Origin of the sequence: Streptomyces sp. SID12488 (assembly GCF_010548275.1) — a bacterium.
GTDB lineage: Bacteria > Actinomycetota > Actinomycetes > Streptomycetales > Streptomycetaceae > Streptomyces.
Window position 1 is genome coordinate 17101 of record NZ_JAAGLT010000008.1, and the last position, 23115, is coordinate 40215.

At 69.1% G+C, this 23115-nt stretch carries 19 protein-coding genes; 6 read left to right on the forward strand and 13 right to left on the reverse strand.

Features of this window, described 5'->3' with window-relative positions; genetic code table 11:
- Nucleotides 1-430: 430 nt before the first annotated feature.
- The 6 genes from G3I56_RS14995 to G3I56_RS15020 all read right to left on the reverse strand — a co-directional run bounded on the left by G3I56_RS14995 (nt 431) and on the right by G3I56_RS15020 (nt 7931).
- The gene (locus tag G3I56_RS14995) at nt 431-2197 is read right to left on the reverse strand and encodes a glycogen debranching protein (protein WP_164409472.1); all 1767 of its coding nucleotides are present in this window, start codon (nt 2195-2197) and stop codon (nt 431-433) included.
- Nucleotides 2198-2305: 108 nt separating this feature from the next.
- Nucleotides 2306-3148 carry a carbohydrate ABC transporter permease gene (locus G3I56_RS15000; protein WP_164409473.1) on the reverse strand — a complete coding sequence of 281 codons (843 nt, stop codon included), beginning with the start codon at nt 3146-3148 and terminating at the stop codon, nt 2306-2308.
- Entirely contained in the window at nt 3145-4128 is a 984-nt protein-coding gene (locus tag G3I56_RS15005; protein ID WP_164409474.1) for a sugar ABC transporter permease, read from the reverse strand. Before G3I56_RS15005 ends, G3I56_RS15000 begins: the two co-directional genes overlap by 4 nt.
- Before the next feature lie 19 nt (nt 4129-4147).
- A complete protein-coding gene (locus tag G3I56_RS15010; protein ID WP_164409475.1) occupies nt 4148-5392 on the reverse strand; it encodes an extracellular solute-binding protein in 1245 nt (414 codons plus the stop codon).
- A gap of 164 nt (nt 5393-5556) precedes the next feature.
- Nucleotides 5557-6612: a LacI family DNA-binding transcriptional regulator gene (locus G3I56_RS15015; protein ID WP_164409476.1), complete on the reverse strand. Its 1056-nt coding sequence runs from the start codon at nt 6610-6612 to the stop codon at nt 5557-5559.
- A gap of 215 nt (nt 6613-6827) precedes the next feature.
- On the reverse strand, nt 6828-7931 hold the full coding sequence (locus G3I56_RS15020) for an NAD(P)-dependent oxidoreductase (protein WP_164409477.1): 1104 nt from the start codon (nt 7929-7931) through the stop codon (nt 6828-6830).
- Between the two features lie 179 nt (nt 7932-8110).
- On the opposite strand from G3I56_RS15020, the gene G3I56_RS15025 reads away from it, so the two are divergent.
- On the forward strand, nt 8111-8887 hold the full coding sequence (locus G3I56_RS15025) for an NPP1 family protein (protein ID WP_164409478.1): 777 nt from the start codon (nt 8111-8113) through the stop codon (nt 8885-8887).
- A gap of 171 nt (nt 8888-9058) precedes the next feature.
- On the opposite strand, the gene G3I56_RS15030 is transcribed toward G3I56_RS15025, so the two are convergent.
- The 4 genes from G3I56_RS15030 to G3I56_RS15045 form a co-directional block, all read right to left on the reverse strand.
- Nucleotides 9059-9901 carry a carbohydrate ABC transporter permease gene (locus G3I56_RS15030; RefSeq protein ID WP_164409479.1) on the reverse strand — a complete coding sequence of 281 codons (843 nt, stop codon included), beginning with the start codon at nt 9899-9901 and terminating at the stop codon, nt 9059-9061.
- 5 nt (nt 9902-9906) lie between these two features.
- Nucleotides 9907-10896 carry a sugar ABC transporter permease gene (locus G3I56_RS15035; RefSeq protein ID WP_343239946.1) on the reverse strand — a complete coding sequence of 330 codons (990 nt, stop codon included), beginning with the start codon at nt 10894-10896 and terminating at the stop codon, nt 9907-9909.
- Nucleotides 10897-10962: 66 nt separating this feature from the next.
- Entirely contained in the window at nt 10963-12306 is a 1344-nt protein-coding gene (locus G3I56_RS15040; protein ID WP_164409480.1) for a sugar ABC transporter substrate-binding protein, read from the reverse strand.
- A 148-nt stretch (nt 12307-12454) separates the two neighbouring features.
- A complete protein-coding gene (locus G3I56_RS15045) occupies nt 12455-13480 on the reverse strand; it encodes a LacI family DNA-binding transcriptional regulator (RefSeq protein WP_164409481.1) in 1026 nt (341 codons plus the stop codon).
- Between the two features lie 179 nt (nt 13481-13659).
- Here G3I56_RS15045 and G3I56_RS15050 point away from each other — a divergent pair, with 179 nt between their 5' ends.
- On the forward strand, nt 13660-15009 hold the full coding sequence (locus G3I56_RS15050; RefSeq protein ID WP_164409482.1) for a mucin-1: 1350 nt from the start codon (nt 13660-13662) through the stop codon (nt 15007-15009).
- Nucleotides 15010-15130: 121 nt separating this feature from the next.
- Here the strand turns inward: G3I56_RS15050 and G3I56_RS15055 are convergent, their stop codons facing one another.
- The 3 genes from G3I56_RS15055 to G3I56_RS15065 form a co-directional block, all read right to left on the reverse strand.
- Nucleotides 15131-17134, reverse strand: a complete 2004-nt coding sequence (locus tag G3I56_RS15055) for a ricin-type beta-trefoil lectin domain protein (RefSeq protein ID WP_164409483.1) — start codon at nt 17132-17134, stop codon at nt 15131-15133.
- 255 nt (nt 17135-17389) lie between these two features.
- A complete protein-coding gene (locus G3I56_RS15060) occupies nt 17390-18730 on the reverse strand; it encodes a jacalin-like lectin (protein WP_164409484.1) in 1341 nt (446 codons plus the stop codon).
- Between the two features lie 313 nt (nt 18731-19043).
- A complete protein-coding gene (locus G3I56_RS15065) occupies nt 19044-19550 on the reverse strand; it encodes an SRPBCC family protein (protein WP_164409485.1) in 507 nt (168 codons plus the stop codon).
- A gap of 338 nt (nt 19551-19888) precedes the next feature.
- Between G3I56_RS15065 and G3I56_RS15070 the strand changes: the two genes are divergently transcribed.
- From G3I56_RS15070 to G3I56_RS15085, 4 genes are all read left to right on the forward strand, one after another.
- Entirely contained in the window at nt 19889-20269 is a 381-nt protein-coding gene (locus G3I56_RS15070; protein WP_239134904.1) for a hypothetical protein, read from the forward strand.
- 30 nt (nt 20270-20299) lie between these two features.
- Entirely contained in the window at nt 20300-20590 is a 291-nt protein-coding gene (locus tag G3I56_RS45040) for a hypothetical protein (RefSeq protein WP_164409486.1), read from the forward strand.
- Nucleotides 20591-20664: 74 nt separating this feature from the next.
- Nucleotides 20665-21501 (forward strand): endonuclease/exonuclease/phosphatase family protein, encoded by an 837-nt coding sequence (locus tag G3I56_RS15080; RefSeq protein WP_164409487.1) that lies wholly within the window; start codon nt 20665-20667, stop codon nt 21499-21501.
- A gap of 599 nt (nt 21502-22100) precedes the next feature.
- Nucleotides 22101-23075, forward strand: coding sequence for an RlpA-like double-psi beta-barrel domain-containing protein (locus G3I56_RS15085; protein WP_239134905.1), 975 nt, complete (start codon nt 22101-22103; stop codon nt 23073-23075).
- Nucleotides 23076-23115 lie beyond the last annotated feature (40 nt).

The window sequence follows — 23115 nt, forward strand, 5'->3', positions numbered from 1 at the left end:
CCTTGCCGCCGCTGTCCACGAAGGGCTTGGCGACCTCCAACGCGTCCGAACCGGGGTGCTGCTGGCCGTCCTGGTACTTGGTGTTGGTGGTCTGGAGTCCCATCCCCTCGATGAGATTGTTTGTCGGCACCTCCGGGGCGGACAGGCCGTACAGCGCTCCGGAGGCGCCGCCGTGGAAGGCTCCGGTGGTGGTGCCCAGGTCGACGGTGAGGGTGGGGGTGGCAGCCGAGGCCGGCGTCACCATCGCGGTGGTGGCGCCGGCTGTGACGGTCAGCGCGAGCAGCGACTTGGTGATGCCGTGGAGAAGGCGTCTCGTGGTCGAGCGTCTTTGCCCGATTCCTGTCATGTGCTGATGTCCCTTCAGGGATGCGGCTGGTTGTTGCTGCACCGGCCCCCGTGCCGGACGTCTGGGTGGGTTGTCGCTCGCGGGTCAGACGGCGGTGGTGACAGAGGTGTCGGTCCCCGTGTGTGCGCGGCGAAGGTGGTCGCGGGCGAGCAGCAGATAGCTGCTGGCGGTCCAGGTGTAGGCGCGGTCGCGGAGTCCCTCGCCGGTCAGGGCGTCGAAGTTCTCGGCGAAGCCGGAGGATTCGCAGAGGGCGCGGAACCGGGCGCTGACCTCGTCCGCGAGGCGTTCGTGCCCGGCGCGGCGCAGGCCGTCCTCGATGAGGACGGTGGCGGGGGCCCAGATCGGGCCGCGCCAGTAGCCGTCGGGCTCGTAGTGCGGGGAGCCGGGGTGTTCGGTGGCCAGGCCGAACTCGGTGAGGTGGGCCTCGATCCGTTCGGCCAGTTGGTCGCGGACCTCGGCGGGCAGGCGGTCGCCGAGCACTATCGGCATCAGGTCGAGCAGGCCGGCGCTCCGGGTGGGGGCCCCGCCGTCTGCCGGGCGACTCAGGAACCTTTCGCCGTCCCACAGTTCGTCCAGCAGGGCCGCCTGGATGGCGTCGGCCGTCTCGGTTCGGCGTCGGGCGTCGTCCGGGAAGCCCAGCTCGCCTGCCAGCAGGGCCAGTTCGTCGAGCTGGAGGATCAGCATCGCGGCGAGGTCGGCGGTGATGGCCACGCGTCCGGGGTCGAAGGTGGTGGCGTTGTCCCAGCCGCTGTCGTTGCCGTGCTGGTAGTGGGGCAGGGCCGCGCCGGGTGCGCGCCGCGCGGTGAGCCAGAAGTCCGTCCAGCGCGTCAGTCTGTCGTACGCCTCGGTCAGCCGCGCCGGGGTGAGCGGCTCGGGGAGCCGTCGGCGCAGGTGGCCGAAGGCCCAGCCGTGGATGGGCGGTTTGACGAAGTTGTAGAGGACCTCGGAGTGGGTGACGGAGTCGGGCAGCGCGCCGCTCTCGTCCTGGTGGTCGAAGGGGAGGGAGAACTGGTCCCAGGCCAGGTCCGGGCAACCGGGGGCCAGGGCAAGGGCGTTGAAGCAGTGGTCCCAGCTCCACACCTTGTCCATCCAGTGCTTGGACATCAGTACGGCGGGCCGGGTGACGAGACCCGCCGGGCGCACGGTCGCCGACCACACCACATAGGCGGCGAGTTCTGCGGCCGGGGTGGTGGCCGAACGCCAGGGGGCGACCGCCTCGACGAGCCCGGCGAACGACTGCCGCGCGGCCTCCCTGACCTCGCCGAACGTCACCGCCGAGCGGAAGGGCGCTCGCGCACTGTCGAGTTCCTCGACCGCGACCTCCCACGAGCCGTCGACCCCGCCGATGACCGTGAGACCGCGGTCGCCGGCGCCCACATCCCCGGAGCCGGACACCTCGGCGACCGTGCCGGACAGCACGGTGATCCGGTAGCGGCGCCCGGTCTCGTAGGAGGTGAACACATACGCCCCGTCCACCGGGTCGCGGTAGAAGTAGGTCCCGCTGAACGGGGTCAGGGCGTGAGCCGCCGCGCTGATGCCGAACCCGAGACCGGTGCCGTGCACGCGTACGGTGTCCGGCGACGCGTAGGCGAGGTCGACACGCCCCTCCGTACCGGTCCAGCTCAGCAGGCCCGGTGTCGCCTCGACACGGGTCTCGGCGCGGGCGCCCGTCGCCGCGTCGAGCGGGACGAGGCGCAGGACGGCGTGCATGCCGTTCTGGTGCGAGACGAGATGGAGGTCCTCGGCGCGCGTCTTCTCCGCCAGCACGGGAGAGATTCCGAACCAGGAGCCGTGCGCGCTGAAGGGGATGTCATCCACGGAGAAGGGCGGGCCGGTCGGGGCGGCGGTCATGAAGCGGTACTCGTTTCTTCAGCGGAGGGGACGGCGTTCCGCCGGGTGGGGCGGCGGCGCTCGCACGGCGGCTCATGAAGAGCGCGGCTGCATGCGGACGGTTCGGGGTCAGTCCTTGACGGCACCGGCGGTCACACCGGCGGCGACATAGCGCTGCGCCAGGACGAGGATCACCGCGGCCGGCAGCGAGGCCACGACGGCGGTGGCCATGATGGCGTTCCACTGCTGGTTGTTGTTGCCGATGTAGTGGTAGATGCCCAGGGTGATCGGCTCGTGGGCGCCGCCGTTGACCAGGGTGCTGGCGAAGATGAAGTCGGACCAGGACCACAGGAACGCGAACAGGGACACGGTGACGATCGAGTTGCGGCTCATCGGCAGGACGATCGACCAGAAGGTGCGCAGCGGCCCGGCGCCGTCCGTCCTGGCGGCCTGGAGGAGTTCGCCGGGGATGCCGGACATGAACGCGGTGAAGATGAGTACCGCGAAGGGGACGGCGAGGGTGGAGTCGGCGACGATCAGGCCGGGGACGGACTGGAGCAGGCCGAGGCTGAGGTAGATGGCGTAGAAACCCATCGCCATGATGATGCCGGGGATCATCTGGGCGGCCAGGAGGACGAAGTTGAGGATTCCGCCGCCGCGCGGGCGCAGTTTGGCCAGCGCGTAGCCGGCGGGTGCGGCCAGCGCCACGGTCAGGACCACGGTGCCCAGGCCGATGAGCAGGCTGGTACCGAGGTAGGGCAACTGCTGGTCGACGACGGCCCGGTAGCCCTCCAGGGTGGCGTGGGCGGGGAACAGGTCCGGGGGGCTCTTGCGCATGTCCTGGTCGCGGGTGAAGGACACGTTGAGCATCCAGTAGACCGGGAAGAGCATGACCGCGGTCAGCAGGAGGCCGATGGCTGTCTTCCACCACGTACGGCGGTGCCGGTTGTGGACAGTCCGCACACTCGTCATGACAGCGCCTGCTTTCGCTGGACCCGGACGTAGACCAGGCCGAAGACCAGGGCGGCGACGACGAGCAGGTTGCCGACGGCCGCTCCGGGGCCGAAGGCGGGCAGCAGGTTGCCGAAGCCGAGTTGGTAGGACCAGGTGGCGAAGGTGGTGGAGGAGTCGGCCGGGCCGCCCTTGGTCATGATCCAGATGATGTCGAAGACCTTGAGCGTGTAGACGAGGCCCAGCAGCAGGGTGATGGCGGACACCGGGCGCAGGAGCGGGAAGGTGATGCGCCAGAAGCGCTGCCACGCGTTCGCGCCGTCGAGCGCCGCCGCCTCGTACAGGCTGCCCGGGATGGACTGCAGACCGCTGTGGAGCACGACCAGGTTGAAGGGGACGCCGATCCAGATGTTCGCGATGATCACTGAGGCCAGCGCCCAGGACGGCGAGGTCAGCCAGTTCACCGGGCCGATGCCGACGGCGTGCAGGGTGGCGTTGACGATGCCGGAGTCGCTGTTGAGCATCCACGACCAGGTGGAGGCCGACACGATGAGCGGCAGCAGCCAGGGCACCAGGAACAGGGCGCGCAGGGTGGCCGAGAGTCGGAAGTGCTGGTTGAAGAAGACAGCGAGGGCCAGGCCGATCGCGTACTGGAAGACCAGGCACACGGCGGTGAACACCACGGTGTGCAGCAGGGCGGGGGCGAAGGTCGGGTCGTCGAAGACGGTCCGGTAGTTGGCCAGGCCCGTGAACGGCGCGTCGCCCTGCACGAAGGAGCGGACCGTGTAGTTGCGCAGGCTCAGGTCGATGTTGCGGTAGAGGGGATAGGCGTAGAAGAGCGTGAGGTAGAGGGTGACCGGGGCGAGGAAGGCCCAGGCGGCCCACTGCTGCGAGGTTGGACGGCGCCGGGGCGTGGTGCGGGCCGGAGACGGGGCGGCGGTCGCCGCCCCGTTCCGGCTCTGCACCGGCCGGCGGTCCGGCGACTGTGTCATGTGCTTCATCGGCTGGCCGGAGTCCTGGCTACTTGACGGCGGACTGTGCCGAGTCGAGCGCGTCCTTCGGCGACGCCGACCCGCTGAGGGCGGACTGGACCGCCTTCCACAACTGCTCCGAGATCTTGGGGTACTTGGTGCCCAGGTCGTCACTGGTACGTCCCTTGGCGGCCTTGACCGCGTCGACCCAGGGCTTGAGCTTCGGGTTGGCGGTCACCTGCTTGTCCTGGACCTCGGTGGTGGGGGCCACGTAGGACAGCGTCGTGTCGGTGTCGAGCAGGTTCTGGCTGTTGGTCAGGCAGGACACCAGCTTCTGCGAGGTGGCGTATCGGCCGGTGTCACCCTGCACGGGGATCGTGACGAACTCACCACCTGTCGGGGCCGCGGCGTCGCCTCCCGTGGCGCCGGGGACGGGGATGACCCCGTATTCGAAGCCGGCCTTGTCCGCGTTGGCGAGCTGCCAGGTGCCGTTCTCGCTGAACGCGTAGTCGCCGCTCGCGAACTCCTGCCAGCTGGTCGTCTGGGTGTTGTTGATCACCGAGTTGGGGGCGTAGCCCTTGTCCAGCCAGTTCTTCCACAGTGACAGCGCGGAGACGGCCTCGTCGGAGTCGAGTGCGGTCAGCTGGGCGCCGGAGCCCCAGAACCAGGGCAGGAACTGGAAGCTGCCCTCCTCCGTGCCGATCGCGGAGAACGTGATCCCCTTCTTGCCCGCCGCCTTGACCTTCGCCAGCGCCGCGGTCAACGACTTCCAGTCCTTGACCGAGGAGATGTCCACCCCGGCCTCCTTCAGCACCGCCTTGTTGTAGTACAGGGCAAGGGTGTTCGCGCCGATCGGTGTGCCGTACGTCTTCCCGCCCGACTGGCCGGCCGCGAGGAGGTTGGGGCTCGCCTGCGAGGTGTCCAGCTTGTTGTCGTCGGTCGTGGTCAGCACGCCGGCCTCCGCCAGGGTCGACACGACCGGGTTGTCGACGATGAGGACATCCGCGGAGTTGTCCTGCTGCGCCGCCAGCAGCACCTTGTTCGTCAGATCGCTGGTGTCGAACGAGGTCCGCTTGATCTTCACCCCGGCCTCGGTGCCGCAGCCGTCCAGCAGCTTCGCCCACGCCGAGCTCTTGTCGAACTGCGGGTACGGGTCCCAGATCGTGTACGTGCCGCCGTCCGCGGCCTTCGTGGAGGTGCCGCCGGAGCCGGAGGAGCAGGCGGTGGCGCCGACGGTGACGGCGGCGACGGTCAGGGCTGCGGCGGTGAGACGCCGTCTGGCGGATCGGTTCATGGCGTGTTCCTCATGGCTCTTGGCACGGGTGTGCCCTGGGATCGGCACAGGTGTGCCGTAGGAGGGTTGATCTGGAGTTGCTGGGATCGCCGAGCCGGATCAGTGACTGGCTCGGCGGCCGGAACAGGGGCGCGGAGGGTGGAGGGCGGTGCGCGGGGCGGAGGTCAGGGGTGCGTGGGGGTACCGAAGTCCGGAGCCTGGTCGGCGGGCCCGGTGCCGGCGGGTGCGGTGCTCGCTCGCAACGAGATCGGCGGCGCCAACAGGTGATACCGGGCCGGTTGGTCGGGGTGGTCGAGCCGCTGGACGAGCAGGTCGACGGCGAGGCGGCCCATCTGTTCCGCGGGCACGTCCGCCGCGGTGAGCTGCGGGGTCACCGTCTCCGCCCATCTGCCGGCCACCACTCCGGTGACGGAGAAGTCGCGTGGCACAAGGCGGCCGGCCTGGGCCAGCCCCCGGTAGAGGCCGCCGAGCGCGGCCTCGTTGAGCGTGACCAGCGCTGTGGTGGCGGGGGCGTCGTGCAGGACTTGTTCCAGACAGGCGAGGCCCGAGGCGGCGTCGTCCCCGCAGCAGTACGTCCGGACGGTGAGGCCACGTTCCGCCGCGGCCTTGGTGAAGCCGTCCAGCCCGCGCTGGGCCGACTCGTACCCGGCCCGCAGCAGTTGCTCGGGCCGGTTGACGAAGGCGACCCGGCGGTGTCCCAGATCGGCGAGGTGGTGCACACAGGCCGCCGCCAGTGCCGTGTGGTCCAGGCCCACCCACCAGGTGCCCTCCGGCCGGGCGGTGCGGCCGATGGCGACGGAGGGGAAATCCACTGCGGTGAGATGGTCGAGCCGGTCGTCCTGGAGCCTGATCTCCATGAGGATCGCGCCGTCGACCCGCCGCTCGCCCAGCAGCCGCTGGAACGAGCGGTCGCTGTCCACACCGCTCGGGGAGAGTAGTACGTCGTAGTCGTGGGCCGCGGCGGCCTCGGTGACGCTGCCGATGAAGTCCAGCTGCATGCCGGTGTAGTGGTTCCCGGCCGGCGGGAAGACCAGACCGATGGTGTTGGTCCGGCCGTTGGCCAGGGCCCGCGCACTCGCGTTGGGCTGGTAGCCCAGTTCGTCGATGACGCGCTGGATCTTCCGGCGGGTGTCCTCGGACACGGGGCGTTTGCCGCTCAGGGCGTAGGACACGGTGCTCCGCGAGACACCGGCCCGCTTGCCGATCTCACCGATGTTCACGGGACTCCTTGCCAAGATCGGTCGAATAAGTCGAACCGGTTCGATGATTCCGGGGAACGAAATCGACCAAGTGCCGATCGTCGAACCGGTTCGCGTGAAGTGAAGGTAGGAGCAACGCGGGTGGGTGTCAACGCCTCGCACCGCATTTCCCGTAACGGCCCGGAAACGTCTGCATGCGGAGCTGTGGTGCCTGGCTTGTCCAGGTGTGCTGCTGTTCACCGGCCGGTCGCTGGTGGCTTCGGCGGACGGGACGTCCGGGCCGTGCTGGAGGCGCCGACCGTCGGAGGTCCGGGAGGCCTGTGTCGAGGGGATTGTCGGCCTGTTCTCTCAGTGTTAGGTTCATCGAACCGGTTCGATTGCGATCGAGTGAAAGCGGGGTGGCTCGGGCCGCGGTCGTCGCGCAGCCGAATGACCGGGCTGAGGAGGTCCTGCGGGAGGCACCGGACCGGCGACCCCGGTATGCCGGGTCGGTGTGGTCGCCGCCGAGGAAGCCGTGGATGTCTCTGGTCCGCCACGGAGCGCCGCTCATCCCTTTCGGTGACGGCACGGGAGGCCGGCTGCCCGTAGGGGGTGCCCCCTTGACGCCGGGACCGCCGTGTCGGAAGGGCTCTCGGCCCGTTCGTGTCATGGCGCGACACGTTGCTCCCCGCCTTCCTCTCGCGAGTCAGCCGATGCAGCAGGTCTCTGCTGGCCGTGGCGATCAGCGGGGGCACATCGAGGTCGCCGAGCATGTCGGCCGCGGCCTGCATTTCAGCGGTCCGGCGTACGGCGTGCCGGTGGCTGCCCCGGACCAGTCGGTCCAGGGTGGTGGAATCCGCACAGGTCAGCTCCTCAGCGATGATCTGCCGCAGCCATTCCTCGCAGCCCGCGGCCCGCGCCGCGTCGAGAGCCTCGACGGCAGCCGCTGCCAGGCCCTTGTAGAACACGCTGCGTAGCAGCTTGCGCTCGGCTGCCAGACCGGCCGGCCCGTCGAGCACGTCCACGTCGGCGCGGAGTGAGCGGAGCATCGCGGCGTAGCGGCCGGCCCCCACGCCGGAGACGAGCAGGGGCGTTCGAAGCCCCCTGCCGGGCACGGTTGCCATCAAGGACACGTCGGCGAAGGCGATACCGGTGACCCCCGCGATCTCGCCGAGGTGTCGCTTCAGTGCGGGGGACGCGGTGTTGAGGTCGGCCCAGAGGGTGCCGGGAGACATGCCGGCCAGGCCTGCCCGGAGGGCGTGCTCTGCGTGCGAGGCGCTGTTGACGCTGAGGACGAGGTCGCTGCCGGTGACTGCTTCCGCCTCGCTGTTGGTGTCGGCCACTCCCGGCGCCGCGGCCATCCTGGGGTCGTAGCCGCGCCGTCCCGCCCGGACGCCGCGCGTCGCCCGTCCCGATCAGTTGGGTCAAGAGCCGCTGTGAGTTTGGCAGAAAGCCCTTCCAGTGATCGCTCCGCCTGCCAGTCTCCATCCCGACCCGGATGTCATGTCCGGGATGAACGGACCGAAGACTGGAGCACCCCTTGCCCCGAGCCGTCAGCAGCGGACGGACCTTCCGTCTCGCCAGAGCCGCCGCCGTCGCCGGTAGCGCTGTCGTCCTGACCGTTGCCCTGCCCTTCACCGCCTCCGCGGGCGTTCTGCAGAATCTCCCCGAGAACGCGACCACCTTCCAGAAGTACTTCGAGCCCGTGTACGACTACGACACGGACAGCTGCTACCCGGCCGCCGCCATCAACGCGGCCGGGAACCTCAACGGCGGTCTCAAGCCGACCGGCCCGGTCACCGGCGAGTGCCGCGACGGTCACCTCGGCCTTGCCAACACCTATTCGCGGGCCAAGTGCAACAACGGCTGGTGCGGGATCGTCTACGCCAGCTACTTCGAGAAGGACGAGGCCTCACCGGGCATCGGGCACCGGCACGACTGGGAGTGCATGGTCGTCTGGGTCCAGCAGGGCGCGGACATGCCGTCCTACCTGTCCGCCTCCGCCCACGGCGGCTTCAGCACCCACCCGATCGCCGACGTCCCGATGAGCGGTCAGCGTGTCGAGGCGGTCTACCACAAGGACGGCGTGAGCACCCATGCCTTCCGCTTCGCCAAGTGGGGCGAGACTCCGGAGAACGACACCGGCGCCTGGCACCAGGAGAACCTGCTCACCTGGGACAACCTGGCGTCGAACCTGCGCGACACCCTGAACGCCTCCGACTGGGGCGACGCGAACTTCCCCCTGCAGGACTCCAAGTTCGCCGGCCACCTCGACAAGGCCAAGCCGAGCGACATCACGTTCGACCCCTACGCCTGACGGGACCGACCGGGGGATGGATCGCGCTGATGGAAAGCGGGCCGACCCATCCCCCGGTTCGCCATCTCGGGCACAGTGGAGCCGCCCTGGTTCGTACCCGTACCCGTACCCGTACACATACCGCGTCGCTCGGCGAGGGGACGGGACGGGACGGGAGACGTCAGCGCTCTCTCAGCCCTTGACCGCGGAGCTGGCCACGCCTTGGACGAACCAGCGCTGGAAGAAGACGAAGACCACCAGTACGGGCAGGACGAGCAGGACGCCGAAGGCGAGGATCTGGCCCCAGTCGGGGGGCTGTTGGCCCTGGAACACGCTGATCTCCAAGGGGAGTGGGCGTACCGCGGGATCGGAGACCATCAGGACCGGCCACAGGAAGGAGCCCCACTGGATGAGGAAGGTGAGGATCGCGACCGAGGCGAACGCCGGCTTCGACATCGGGACGATGATCGCGAAGAAGGTGCGCCAGGGGCCCGCGCCGTCCAGCTTGGCGGCCTCCTCGATGCTCGGCGGGATCTGCCGGAAGAACGTGTGGAACTGGTAGACGGAGAAGGCGTTGGCGATGAACGGCAGCGCCTGGATATAGGTCGTGTTGCGCTGGCCGTTGAACATGTAGAAGAGCGGGACGGCCACCGACTCGAACGGGATCAGCATCAGCAGCAGGACGAGGGTGAAGAGGGCCCGCCGCCCGCGCCCCGTCAGCAGGGAAAGGCCGTACGCCGCCATCGAGTTGACGAACAGACCGCCCGTCACCACCACGAAGGCCAGCAGCACCGAGACACCCATGAACTGCCAGAAGTAGCCGGTGCTGTCGGAGTTGAGGCTGTCGAGGACGGCGGAGTAGTTGTCGAAGGACAGGTGCGTGGGCAGGAAGCCTGACAGTCCGTTCAGAACCTCGTCGGACGGCTTGAGGCTGCCCAGGAACAGGTAGAGGGCGGGCAGTGCGAAGACGAACGCCAGGACGCTGAGAACGGTGTAGTCGAGGACGAGACGGACGGGGGTACGGGTCATGGCCATGTCTGTCAGTCCTCGTTGTCGGGCCGGACGAGACGGCGCTGGACGATCGTCAGGACGAGGACGATCAGGAAGAACACGACGGTGATCGCGGACGCCTGGCCGACGTTGTTCTGGTCGAAGGCGGTGGTCACGGCCTGGTACATGACCGTGCGGGCGGCGTCCTCGGCCAGACCGCCGCCGCGGATGAGGATGTACACCTGGTCGAAGACCCGGAAGGACATCACCGAGGTCAGCAGCGCGACGAAGACGAGCGTGCCGCGGATGCCGGGCAGGGTGACATGCCGGAACTGCTGCAGGCGACTCGCACGGTCCAGGTCGGCGGCCTCGTACAGCTCACCCGGGATCTGCTGAAGGCCTGCCAGCAGGATGACCATCTGGAAACCGACGCCCTGCCACACCGACAGCACGATGATCGAGGCCATCGCGGTGGCACTGTCGCCGAGCCAGTCGAAAGCACCCCAGTTGCCGAAACTCACCATGTCCAGCAGGGAGTTGAGCATGCCCTGCTCGCTGCGGGCGAGGATCAGGCGCCAGATCACGGCGACCAGCGCCATCGGGAAGACCACCGGCATGAAGAACAGGGACCGGAAGAGGCCGATGGCCTTCAGCTTGCGGTTGAGGAGGATCGCGAGGCCGAGGGCGAGGCCCGTCTGCAGCGGTACGACCACCGCGGCGAAGGTCAGGTTGTTCAGCAGCGCCCGCAGGAACGGGCCGGACTGGTCGGGGTCGGTGAACAGGCGCCGGTAGTGCTCCACGCCGAAGAACGACGGCTCCAGCGGGGAGCCCAGTCGCACGTTGTAGAAGGAGAGCACGACGGCGTAGCAGAAGGGGATGCCGACGAACGCGATCAGCCCGCCGACGGCCGGGGCGGCCATGAGCAGTCCGTGCAGCCAGTCCCGGTTCTTGCGCCCCGCCCTCGGGAGCTTCACGGACGGCCCGGAGGAGGCCTGCTCCGCGCCCGGTGCCGCGGTGTGCGCGGGTTCCACGGTTTTCACGGGTGTGGGTCCTTTTCCTGACGGGGCGGACACGGCATGTCGCGTGCCCGCCCCGGGCGTCGGTTCCTACGGGATCTTGTAGCCGGCGTTGTCGGAGTAGTCCTGGTCGATGGCGCGGGCGGCCTTCTCCAGCGCCGACTTCGGGTCCTTACCGCTGTAGATCGAGTTCAGGGCCTGGTAGAACTTCGCGGTGACCGTGGGATATCCGGCGGTCACCGGGCGGGTGACGGCGACGCAGGACTTGGTGATGTCGGTGTCGCCGCACGGCTTGGCGAGCTGGTCGGCGAAGAGCTGGAGCGGACCGCCCTGCTTGTACAGCTCACTCTTGGCGAGCGTGGACTTGGTGCCGGGTACCGAGCCGTTGGCCTTCGTCATCGCACTGACGCTGGTGTCGCCAAGGAGGTAGTCCATGAAGGCGCCCGCGGCCTTGGCGTTCTTGGTGTCCGCGCCGATGCCCCAGGCCCATGAGCCCTGGCCGGTCTTGGGACCGTTGCCGAAGTCGGGCAGCGGCAGGACGACGAGGTCGTCGCCGAGGGCCTCGCTGTAGGCGGGGTACGTCCAGTTGCCGACCCAGCTCAGCGCCACCCTGCCCTTGGCGAAGGCGTTGCCGTCGGTGTTGGCGTCGACGTCCGTCTTCCAGGACTGGAAGGTCTTCATCGCCGAGACCACCGCCGGGCTGTCGAGGGCACCCTCGGCCTTTCCGTCCTTCAGCAGGGCACCGCCGGCCGACCACACGATCGGGGAGAAGCCGTAGGTGCCCCACTCGGAGGCCAGACCGTACTGCTCGGAGATGTCGAGAACCTTGCCGTCGCTGTCCTTGGCCTTGAGCGCCTTGAGCGCGGCTGTGAACTCGGCGGCGGTCCAGTCGTCGGACAGGCCGGTCGGGTACTTCACACCGGCCGCGTCGAGCAGCTTCTTGTTGCCCCACACCCCGAGGCCGGAGTCGAACATGCCCAGGCCGTAGTGCTTGCCGTCGATCTCGCCCTGCGCCTTGACGGCGTCGGTGACGTTGTCGAGGGTCTTCGCGGAGACGTGGTCGTCGAGCGGGGCGAGCTTGCTGTTGTAGACGAAGCTGGCCATCGTCGGGCCGTCGAACTCCATCACGTCCGGCAGCTCGGAGGCGCTGGTGGCGGTGATGGTCTTTGTGTAGTCGTTCTCGGGGATCAGCTTCAGCTCGGCCTTGATGTCGCTCTGCGCGGAGTTGAAGGACTTCACCGCGCTCTGCAGTGCGGCGGCCTCGCTCGCCTGACCCTGGTGGGCCCAGACGCTGATCGTCCCCTTGCCGCTGCCCTCCTCGGCGGAGGCGCCACTGCCGCCGCCTCCACCACAGGCGGCCAGCGCGGCCAAGGGCAGGGCGAGGGCCAGACTCGTACAGACCGTGCGGCGGAACCTTCTGCTTCCGGCGTTCATGGGCGCTGCCTCCGTGCTGGGTGAGGGTTCGGGTACTCGACGCTGCGGGTTGCGCGGGTTGCGCGGGTGCGTGGGTGTGGGGAGCGGGAGTGGGAGTGGGAGTGGGGTTCGAAGGGGGCCGGTGCGGGTGCCTGACGGACGGCCGGGATCACAGGGGACTGCGAGGGCTCGGCGGGGCAGTGGTCTCGCGCAGCACCAGGCGGATGGGCATCCGCACCTGCCCTGCCGGAGCCGGTTCGGCATCCGGCTCGTCGAGCTGTCGCAGCAGCAGCCGGGCGGCCTCCGCGCCCTGTGCCGGCACCGGCTGGGCGACGGTGGTCAGACCGATGACCTCGGCGAGTTCATGGTCGTCGAAGCCGATCACCGACACGTCGTCGGGAACCCTCAGCCGATGCCGGCGCAGGGCGCGCAGCGCACCCATCGCCATCTCGTCGGACTGTGCGAACACCGCGGTCGGCGGTCGGGAGACGGCGAGCAGCTCGGTCATCGCCCGTTCGCCGCCCCCGACGGTGTAGCCACCGTCCGCCTCCAGCGCCGGGTCGTGGGCGATACCGGCCTCGGCCAGCACGTCCAGGTATCCCTGACGGCGGGCGATCGGAGTGGTCCAGTGCAGCGGCTCACTCTCCCCGGAGATCATGCCGATGCGCCGGTGGCCGAGGTTGACCAGGTGTCGTACGGCGCTGCCGGCACCGGCGTGGTCGTCGATGCCGACCACGGTGAAGCCGTCCCGGGCGCCGCCGACGGTGGTGGCCAGCGGCACTCCGAGGGAGCGCAGCGCCTCTTCCTCCTCCAGGTCGGGGATGAGCAGCGAGAGGACGGCGTCCACCCGCTTGCGCACCGGCAGCCTGGTGAAGAAGCGTTTGCGTGCCTCCGGTGAACCCAGGTTGTACAGCAGTACGTCGTAACCGGCCGCGCTGAACACCGTCTCGGCCGCGTCGAGCACGGTGCCGAAGAACCAGCGGCCGATGTGCGGGGCGACGACCCCGATGGTGAACGTGCGCCCGCTGGCCAGGCTGGAGGCCGACCGCGAGGCGGTGTAGCCGAGTTGGGCGGCGACGGCCGCGATCTGCGCCCGCACCTCGTCGGAGACTCCTGTCCGGCCGCGCAATGCGCGGGACACCGTGGATGCGGAGACCCCGGCGACGCGGGCGACGTCGGTAATGCTGACCGTCACGGCTTCTTCCTCCCTCGGCTTCACACCGATGTGATCTGCGGGTGACGAGACCGTAAACCCGCCCTCGTTGTTGCGCAAGCGTTTGCGTTCGGTTTTACTGGGGCCGATTCTCAAGCGAGACCTTCGAGGTCAATGCTCAGCGCATGCGTTTGAGCGCTGCGAGCCGACAGGAACTGTGCATGCGATACGCCCCGCCCGGCCTCTGCGTGAACGACTTCGCCCTGCTGCGCGACGACGACGGCACCTACGCCGTACTGCATCTGCAGGGCCCCTGGACCGCCGAGTTCGACCATCTGCGGATGGAGACCTCCTACGGGCGGGCCACGTCCACGGACCTGGTCTCCTGGCAGCCCCGGGGCACCGCGTTCGGCAACGGCCTGCCCGGCCGCTTCGACCAGCAGGCCGTGTGGACCATGCATCCCGTGCGGCACGGCGACGGAATGGCCATGTTCTACACCGGTGTCCTCGGCCTCACCCCGGGTGGCTGGCCGTTGCAGTCGGTCGGTCTGGCGTACTCCGACCGCACCGACGGCACCGGCTGGCGCCGGCACGGCACCGGGCCCGTCGTCGAGGCGGACGCGCGGTGGTACCGCACCGGTGAACGCATGGGCTGGCGCGACCCGTTCGTCGTGCGCGACGACGAGTCCGAGGGCTGGGTCATGGTGGTCTGCGCCGCCGACGCCTCACTGCCCGTCGAGGTCGGCGGATGTGTCGCCTGGGCCACCTCCGACGACCTGGAGCACTGGACCGTCCAGCCGCCGCTCATCTCTCCGGGTGACGTCGACGAGTTGGAGTGCCCCGTCCTGGAGCGTCTCGACGACGGCAGTTGGCTCCTGCTGGGCGCCATCGGCGCCACGCGCGGTTTCGACGCGTGGACCGCGCCACGCCTGCGGGGCCCGTGGACCCGCCGCGGCCCGCTCGGCCCGACCGGCTCCTACGCCCCCCGCGTCGTCCACGCCCCTGACGGCTCCCGTGTCGTGCTGCACACCACGCCCCGACGCGTGAACCTCACCGATTCCGGTGAACGCTGTCGCGGCATGCTCGCCCAGCCCAAACTCCTGGTCACCGCCCCGGACGAGGCACCCCGTCTGGAATGGTGGCCCGGCCTGGACACCTGGCTCGGCGAGGAGACCGAACAGGCCGCACTGCACGCGGTCGGCGACCTCGCCCTCACCGGCCGAGTCGAGATCACCCTGCGCACCGACACCCCGGACGGCGGCCGTCCGGCGCTGCTCGTCGGCTGCGACGGCAAGAACCTCTGGATCACCGGCCCACACGGGGACCGGCTCGCCGAGACGGTGCTGACCGACCCGGCCGCGACCCTGCGCATCCTCACCATCGGCGAATACGTCGAGGTCTACGCCGACGGCGTCTTCGCCCTGACCACCCTGTGCTACTCGGGCCACCCCGCCCCGTGGACGCTCACGTCGGAGGTCAGTACGCGCACTGTCCCCGTGCGCCCGATCCGTCTGCCCGACCCCGACCGCGACGACGCCTCGGCTGTCTGGCCGGGCCCTTCCCCCGGCTGATTCCGGGTGTGAGCAGACGCCTCGAACGATGGCTTCCCCAGACGACACCGCCCGTCGCCGGGACCGGTTCACGACCGGCTCGGCGACGGGCGGCGGGGTGGTGGTGCGGGTCAGCTGAGGATCAGTTGAGGGTCCACTGCTGGTTGGTCTGGCCGTTGCAGGTCCACAGGAGCAGCTTGGTGCCGTTGGTGGTCGCCGCCAGGTCGGCATCGAGGCACAGGCCCGACAGGTCGTTGGTGACGATGCCGTCGGAGTGGACGGTCCACTTCTGGTTGGTGCCGCCGGTGCAGTCCCAGATGATGACCTTCGTGCCGTTGGTGGTGCCGGCGCCGTCGGCGTCCAGGCACTTGTTGCCGTAGACGACGAGCTCACCGCGGGAAGTCTGCGTGAAGGTCTCGTTCCGCCCGCCGAAGCAGTCCCACAGGATGGCCTGGGAGCCGTCGGTGATGGTGTTCCTCTCCAGGCCGGCGCAGCGGTTCGAGGCGACGCTGACGAGGGCGACGCCATTGGTGCCGGGGATGCCCTGGACACGGATCGCGTCGATGTCGGGCGCGGTGCTGCCGGAGACCGCCGCGAAGCGCACGGTGTTGGTGCCCTTGGCGAGGTGTGCCAGTACGGACACGGTGCGATAGGTCGTGGCCGAGCCGGTCGGCGGGAAGGCGACGACCTGGCTGTACTGGCCGTTGACCTGGACGGTGGCCTTGCGGGCGGTGCTGCCGCCGTTGGCGTAGGTGATGTCCACCAGCTTGGTGCCGGCCGCGCCGGTCGTGACGGCACTGAAGGTGGGCGTGGTGGCCGTGGTCGTGTCCTCGTAGGTCGACCCGGCCGCTTCGGTGCCGGAGACCGTGAGCAGGACGGCGTCGTTCGCCGGGACGGTGGTGGAGTAACTCGTGGCGTAGGAACCGGCGTTGGTCGCCGTCCAGGCATTGCGCACCGACGCGGAGGCGCTGGTCAGGCCGAGGTCCGCCCAGCGTACGGTCATCGACGCCGAGGAGGACGTGCGGTTGAGCAGCAGCACCGCGCGCTTGCCCGTACCGGCGAGGACCTTGCCGTACACCTGAAGGTTGCGGGTGTCCTCGGCGACCTTGACGCCCTGGAGTCCGCGGGTGTCCTGGTCGATGGCGACGACCTCGCGGTTGGTGAGGATGTCGCGGGTGGCGGTGCTCATCGTGGCGAGGTTGTTGCCCGCGAGCAGCGGGGCGCCGGAGATCGCCCACAGGCCCATGTGCAGCCGGTTCTGGGCGGCGCTCAGACCGCTCATGCCGACCATCAGCATGTCGGGATCGTTGTAGTACCCGGTGTGCTGGGCGGCCGGTTGCAGGCCGCGGTCGAAGTTGGTGAGCATCATGCCCGTGGTCGCGGTCTGGCCCCACAGGATGACGTCGGTGCTGGTGCGCCACAGGTCGCCGTATCCGGAGGCCCAGTTCCAGGGAAGTCCGGTGCCCCACTCGCAGAAGGACAGCACCAGCTTGTGGCCGGTGACGGCGGTGGCGGCGTCGTTGGCGGCGGCGATCGCCTTGTACGTCGTCTCCGGGTCGAGGCCCTCCACCTTGCCGCCGCACCAGTCGATCTTGACGTAGTCGAAGCCCCAGCGCTGGAAGGTCTCCAGGTCCTGCTGGTAGTGGCCCTCCATACCGGTGTTGGGGGCCGCGGCGCGGGTGGTGGGGTAGTAGTAGCCGCAGCCGTTCTTGCCCGCGTCGCTGTAGATGCCGGCCTTCAGACCCTTGCTGTGGATGTAGTCGGCGACGGCCTTCATGCCGGTCGGCCACAGATCCGCGTCGACGGTGATGGTGCCGTCGGAGGCGCGGTCGCCCTGCCACCAGCCGTCGTCGAGGTTGACGTACTGGTATCCGGCCGCCCCCATGCCGGAGGAGACCAGGGCATCGGTCTGCTGCTTGATGACGTCGAAGTCGATGCTGCTGGCGAAGCTGTTCCAGGACGCCCAGCCCATCGACGGCGGAGTGACGGCGGCCTGGGTGGTGCTGACGGCGGTCGGCTCGGTGGCCGGTGACACCGAGGAATCGCGGTCGGCCACGGCCGTCAGGCCGGCCAGCGCGAGAGCGAGGGCGAGGACGCGAACGGTGATGCGTCCGGCCCAGCCTCGCGCGGCGAGGAGGTACGACATGGAGAGCCTTTCCTGATCAGTACGCGATGCGGGAGGTCGCGTACCGCCGGTCTGTGGTGGTGGCGCCAGCCGTGGAAGTCGCCCGTCGGCGTGCCCTCACCTTGTGGGTGGCACTACCTGCGACGGCAAGCGTCGGTCGATATACCGAACATGGTTCGGTGAATCGATCAGAAGGTAGGGCGTGGCCATGCACGCGTCAATCACCTCGGACATCATTGGTGAAGTCTGTGCGCACAGGCCACGCCCGTCGCTCGCTCAGCGCTGGGTGTAGATGAAGCCGATCTTGTCGACCTCGTCGCCCGAGCGTCCGTGGAACCCGGCGATCTGCCAGCCGGTCGGCGCGGTCCGGGTGACGCAGTCGGAGGTGGTGGTGCCGCCGGCCAGGGTGCGGCCGAGGTTGGTCGTGAACTTGGCGTAGAAGATCCGCGTGTGGTCGTCCTTGACGCCCTGGCACAGGTACGCCGTCGTCACGTACTCGGTGCTGCCCAGCGTCAGCGAGGACGCGGTGCCGCCCGTTCCGCCGTGGGCGAGCGTGGTGCCGTTCGCCAGGGTCACGCTCAGCTGGTCGACCCGGGAGCCGGCGCGCAGGGCGATGGTGGTGGCACGGGCGCCGGCGGTGACACTGCCGATGTCGTTGTAGTAGTCGCCGTGCGGGCCGCCGAACTGGTCGCTGAGCTGGAAGGCGGCATTGCGCGACCAGGTGAAACCGGCGGTGAGCGGGTCGTGGTCGGAGAGCATGAGCCCGGCGTCGGTGAGGAACTTGGCGTGTTCGTTGTTGTAGGACGTGGCGTTGAGGGAGACGAGTTTGCTGCCGCGGTAGAGGATCTTGTCGACGACCTCGCAGGTGTTGGGGACGGTGGTCCCGGTCTGGTCGCAGACCAGGGCGTCGCTGCCCTTGGCGGGCGCGCTGCCGCCGCGGATCAGCTGGACCCAGGCGTCGGTCAGCCCGTTGGCGGCGGTGAACTCGGCGATGGTGTCGCCGGAGCGGGTGTAGCGGGTGTTGGTGTCACCCATGACCACGACGGCGTTGCCGGCGGAGTGGGTGGCGATGAAGCCGGAGAGCTGGCTCAGGTTGTCGGCGCGGGCGACGAGGTCGTCGTCGTTGGTGCCGGCGTTGGTGTGCAGGTTGTAGAAGTCGACGTAGACGCCCTCGGCGAGACGCTCACGCATGAAGGTGAAGCCCTTGGGTGTCAGGCAGTCACCCGACCCGTAGGTGCAGGAGTTCCAGCCGACCCGCTCGAAGTCGTCCTCGTCGTAGGCGACTTTCGACAGTGTGTTGAGCCCGCTGCCGATGCCGGCGCCGCCGCTGGTGGCGGTGCGGTAGGCATGCGCGGTGTCGGCCGCGTAGAGGTAGGAGTGGTAGTTGAAGTCCTCCTGCACATTGACGATGTCGTACGGCGCTATGCGCTGGCCGATCGTCGTGGTGCTGGACTCGCGGGGTGTGGGCGCGCTGGAGATGGCCTCGGGCAGGCCGGCCACGTTGTAGCTCAGGACGCTGAAGCTGCCCGAGTCTGCGGCCGAGGCGGGAGGAGCGGCCACGGTGAGCCCGCCGAGAACGGCGGCGCCGGCCACGAGGCCGGCGAAGAGTCTGCGCATGGGGGAGTGTCTCCTGGGGAGGGAAAGCGGTTGCGGTGGGGACGTGCCAGAAGTTACCGCCGGTCACCCCAGGTTTGTCGAGAGGTTGGACGTTCATTCACAGGTGCGGCGCTGCCGTACATGGGCGGTTTGGATCCCCGCAGGAGCCCGTTCACGACAGGGAACACGCGACCGGCATGCAACCGGCTCCGCCCGGCGGCCTCAGGGGAGGCTGCCGGGCGTACGGCCCTTCCTGGCGCGGGAGTTCGGATACGCGGCCCGCACCTGTGCCGACTCCGACTTCCGGGGCGTGGAAGGGGGAGACGAGTGTCGGTCAGGCGCGACCGCCGTGGACGCCGAGAGCTGCGGGCCTGTTGCGTCCCCGGAAACCTTCCAACTGTTCAGCCTGTTCCTGCGCCTCGCAGACCCGGGCGAGCCGGGCCAGCATCGCGCGGTGCCGTAGTTGGATCAGCGCATCTACTCCGACGTTGTGGAGCAGTCCGCCCGCTCCCTGCAGCGGGTGCTCGTCCGCGATGACCAGGCAGTGCTTTCCCCAGGGGCGGAGCTCGAGGGAGATCCGCGCCGTGCCCAGGATGCCTGCCTGCGCCTCCATTTCCAGCTCGGAGCCCTCCTCGCAATGCCGGACAACTGTCTCGTTGGTGAGCCGCAGCGGGCCTACCCGGACTTCGTAACAGATCGCCGAGTCCACCTGCGGCCACTGCCCCCGCACCGGCTTGGACTCCGACGTGCCCACCACCCACTCCGCATAGCGGCTGCCGTCGGCGAGGACGGCCCACACGGTCTGCGGACTCACCTTGATCAGACGATGTCGTACCGCCACGTCACACCTCCAGGAGTCCTGACTCGGTTCACAGCCAAGTTCCCATTCCGACGAAGACGAACCTGGGACAAAACGAACTCCGTGCACGGCTTCGGCTCACCTTCCCACCCGGCCGCAGAGCGCCCTCGTGGCGTACGCGCTGCCCGGTCGGCTGTAATGCCGTGGTGGATACATGGTGGTGGGAAGCGTTGCCGGAGTCGGTGCGTGAGCAGGTGGACGGTCTCGTAGTGAGGGACCGTCGGCTGGAGGCGATCGCGTTGACGATGAAAGCGGTTCAGGTTCTGGGTGAGGGAGCCCAGACACCGCATCCCGGTCTGCACGACTGCCGGCGTGTGGTCATGGCTCGCTGTGAGGCTCTGGCGGACCGAGTCGTCCGGCTGCCCGAGCCGCCGAGGGATCTGGAGACGCTGGCCGCCCGTATCGGTGAACTGCCCGGGCAACCGGCCGCGATCGAGGCCATGTGGGACGGGGACACGGGCGGCTGGGTCGTGGTCCTCGTCGCTGTCCTGGACGACCCACAGGACGAGGTCGAGCTGGCGGTGATCCGGCACGGCTCGGACCTCCGAGTCTTCAACGGACGGGTACCGCCCTGGCCAGAGGCACAGGAAGCCCTGCTGGTCGGCACCGCCCTGGCCGCACGCTTCGGTGTGCCCTTCCATTTCGCGAGCCCGGACAAGCCTGACGACGAGGCGCCTCGCTGGCGGTCCCGTCGAGCTTGACCGTGCCCTACGAGTGCCCTGCGCGCTCTCGTGGGTGACGTCACCGAGCCGTCCCAGGCCCCGGAGTTCCGCGCCGGCCGTCTTTGCCTCGACGCTGGAGCCGGCGGGCAGGACGGTCACCTCCACGGACTCTGGCTGGCCGAGGACGCGGTTCTCGGTCGATGCGGCCTCGATGTGCGGGATGGCGTCGCCGTACTCGATCCTGGTCTGCTCGGCAGCCTTCACGTCGCGGCTCTGCGAGGCATCCGCGGGCAGGACCTCGGCGGGATGCTGTCAGTGCGGTCGGTAGTGATGAACCGGATGCGATCCGTGGCCGCGTGATGCTGACAGCTCCGTCGTCTAACCTCGTGCGGGAAGACGCCGGATGACGGCTGGAGCGCATTGAGGAGGCGACGATGCTCGGCAGGGGTACGCGGTTGCTCGCGGGTGCATTGACCCTGGCCTGCATGGTGCTCGTCGGCCCCAGCGCGCCGAGCGACACTCTCTTCGCGAGGTCAGTTCTTGTCGGTGCCGTGCGGGATGTCGTACCGAACCGGGTCATGACCTGGAACATCTGCAACCCCTGCGACGAGAGCAACGCAGACCGGGCAGCGGACATCGCCACTTATGCGCCCCAGGTCATCGGCATGCAAGAAGCATGCGTGCGTGACGTCGAGGGGATCCGGGACTATCTCAAGCGCCGATACGGGCTGGTCTACCACGTCAAGTATGGCTCGGTGCTTCAGAGTTGGGGCCGTTGCGGGGGAGTGCCGTGGAGTCCTGGAGGCTTCGGCCAGGCGATTCTCTCCGCGGCACCGATGACAGACCGCGTCAATGTGGAATACCCCGACGGTGGATCCGAGGACCGTGGGTACATGGCAGTCACCACCGAGGTGGGTGGGCGGCCCGTCCGGGTCTTCAACACACACCTCGCCCAGCGACGTCAGGAAGAGTTCCGGGCAGGACAGACCCGGGTGCTCGCGGCAGCTGTCGCGAGGCACGAGCGAGCGATCGTTCTCGGCGACTTCAACGCGGTGCCGGACTCTCCCGAACTAGCCCCGATGTGGGCGCTGGCCGCGGACACGGATGCCCAGTGCCGTCCCTCGTCCGGCGGCACGTGTGAGCCGACCACCGACTGGCAGAGCAAGTTCGACTACGTCTTCCTACGAGGTATCACTCCGCTCCGGCACCGGGTGCAACCCACCTTGAGCTCGGACCACCATCTGTTGTTCACCGATCTCGGCCCAACGTAGGGCGTTCCCGCGACCGTTGGCACCTGGGGACACCTCGGGGCGTCGCGGGTCCCCCTCCGTGCGGGCGAGGCTGCCCGGCCGGTGGCCGGTGACTGCCGGATCGGCGCCCCTGCCGGGCCCGTTCGCCGACTGGCCCGGCACGCTGAACACCCAGGTGTCGGCCCGTGAGTCCATGTGAGACCGACCTCGGCGCGTTCCCTGATCGATCTCCGACCGTACCTCGGTAGACATCCCATGTGTTCTGTATTGAGCGGCCCCGGGGTGACGCGCCTGGATCCCGCCACCCCGGGTCACACAGACGAGTGCCTTGCTGCCGAAGCGAGCCGTGCTCCCGCCTGAAGGCGCTGGGGCGGGACCACGAGGGCTACGGGGACCACGGGGCCGGGGTCCCCGTCGGCTGAGAACCCCACCACCCGCTTCGAACCCGCCTGACACGACTTGTCGGCCGAGGTAGGGGACGCCACAGAGACCGCGCCCAGATCCCTCCGCCCGGCTGCCCATTCCCGGCGCGCGACCGACCGAAAAGTCGGCGGCAACCTTTTCGCCGCCTGCGGCCACTGAGTGGTGCAACAGCAACACGCTCTTCCGAACGGATGGACATGCAAGAATCACGCCGGGCCGCGCGGCAGCGCAGGCGCAGACGCGGTCTGATGGTGGGCATCGCCACGGGAGTGGTCGTCACAGGTCTTCTCGTCGGCCTGTTCACGACGATGAACCCCGACGGCGCGGCGGATGCCGGGGAGGCCGCCGCCACCGCCGTGGCCAACTCCCCGGAGACTCCCGCGCCGACGCCGCCAGAGACGAAACCCGCCAGCGCGTCTCCGTCGGCGGCCTCCCCGACCCCCTCGGCCGGCACCGCGTCCCCGTCGCCGAGCGCCCCGGCCCCGAAGGCCTCGGCGACCCCGTCGGCGGCCCCGAAGTCGGCCGCCCCGCGGACGGCTCCCGCCACGTCGTCCCTGGCCGGACGGATCCGGCCCAAGGTCACCTACCAGGGAGTCGCCACGGTCTACAAGGCCGGGGTGGGGGACGGTGCCTGCTCCTTCGGCCCGAGCGACGACATGATGATCGCCGCGATGAACGCCACCGACTACGAGACGTCCGCGGCCTGTGGTGCATATGTGCTCGTCCGAACGGCGAACGGCGCCTCCGTCACGGTCAAGATCACCAACGAATGCCCCCTGCCCTGTGCACCCGGGCAACTCGACCTCAGCGAACAGGCCTTCGCTAAACTGGTTCCCATCTCGACCGGCCGGATCGCGATCACCTGGAGCTTGTTGAGTTCCGACGCGGTGGGCACGATCTCGATCCGCTACAAGGACGGATCCAGCCGCTACTGGTGCGGCATCCAGGCGATCGGTCACCGCAACCCGCTCGCCCGGCTGGAGGTCCGCACCAGCGGTGGCTGGCGCCGGCTGACCCGCACCGGCTACAACTACTTCCTTTCCCCCGACGGCAGCGGGTGCGGCGGCGCGATCAGGATCACCGACATCTACGGAGAGCGGCTGACCGTCAACGGGATCGCTGTGCGCCCGGATGTCGTGCAGTCGACAGGGGTCCAGTTCGCACGGCACTGACCCCGCCGCCAGCAGCCGGGGCCCACCGGTCCGTGTGAAG

Coding starts and splice junctions, on each gene's coding strand:
- G3I56_RS14995 (WP_164409472.1), bottom strand. CDS start 2,197: ATGACCGCCGCCCCGACCGGCCCGCCCTTCTCCGTGGATGACATCCCC.
- G3I56_RS15000 (WP_164409473.1), bottom strand. CDS start 3,148: ATGACGAGTGTGCGGACTGTCCACAACCGGCACCGCCGTACGTGGTGG.
- G3I56_RS15005 (WP_164409474.1), bottom strand. CDS start 4,128: ATGAAGCACATGACACAGTCGCCGGACCGCCGGCCGGTGCAGAGCCGG.
- G3I56_RS15010 (WP_164409475.1), bottom strand. CDS start 5,392: ATGAACCGATCCGCCAGACGGCGTCTCACCGCCGCAGCCCTGACCGTC.
- G3I56_RS15020 (WP_164409477.1), bottom strand. CDS start 7,931: ATGGCCGCGGCGCCGGGAGTGGCCGACACCAACAGCGAGGCGGAAGCA.
- G3I56_RS15030 (WP_164409479.1), bottom strand. CDS start 9,901: ATGGCCATGACCCGTACCCCCGTCCGTCTCGTCCTCGACTACACCGTT.
- G3I56_RS15040 (WP_164409480.1), bottom strand. CDS start 12,306: ATGAACGCCGGAAGCAGAAGGTTCCGCCGCACGGTCTGTACGAGTCTG.
- G3I56_RS15050 (WP_164409482.1), top strand. CDS start 13,660: ATGCGATACGCCCCGCCCGGCCTCTGCGTGAACGACTTCGCCCTGCTG.
- G3I56_RS15055 (WP_164409483.1), bottom strand. CDS start 17,134: ATGTCGTACCTCCTCGCCGCGCGAGGCTGGGCCGGACGCATCACCGTT.
- G3I56_RS15060 (WP_164409484.1), bottom strand. CDS start 18,730: ATGCGCAGACTCTTCGCCGGCCTCGTGGCCGGCGCCGCCGTTCTCGGC.
- G3I56_RS15070 (WP_239134904.1), top strand. CDS start 19,889: ATGGCTCGCTGTGAGGCTCTGGCGGACCGAGTCGTCCGGCTGCCCGAG.
- G3I56_RS15080 (WP_164409487.1), top strand. CDS start 20,665: ATGCTCGGCAGGGGTACGCGGTTGCTCGCGGGTGCATTGACCCTGGCC.
- G3I56_RS15085 (WP_239134905.1), top strand. CDS start 22,101: ATGCAAGAATCACGCCGGGCCGCGCGGCAGCGCAGGCGCAGACGCGGT.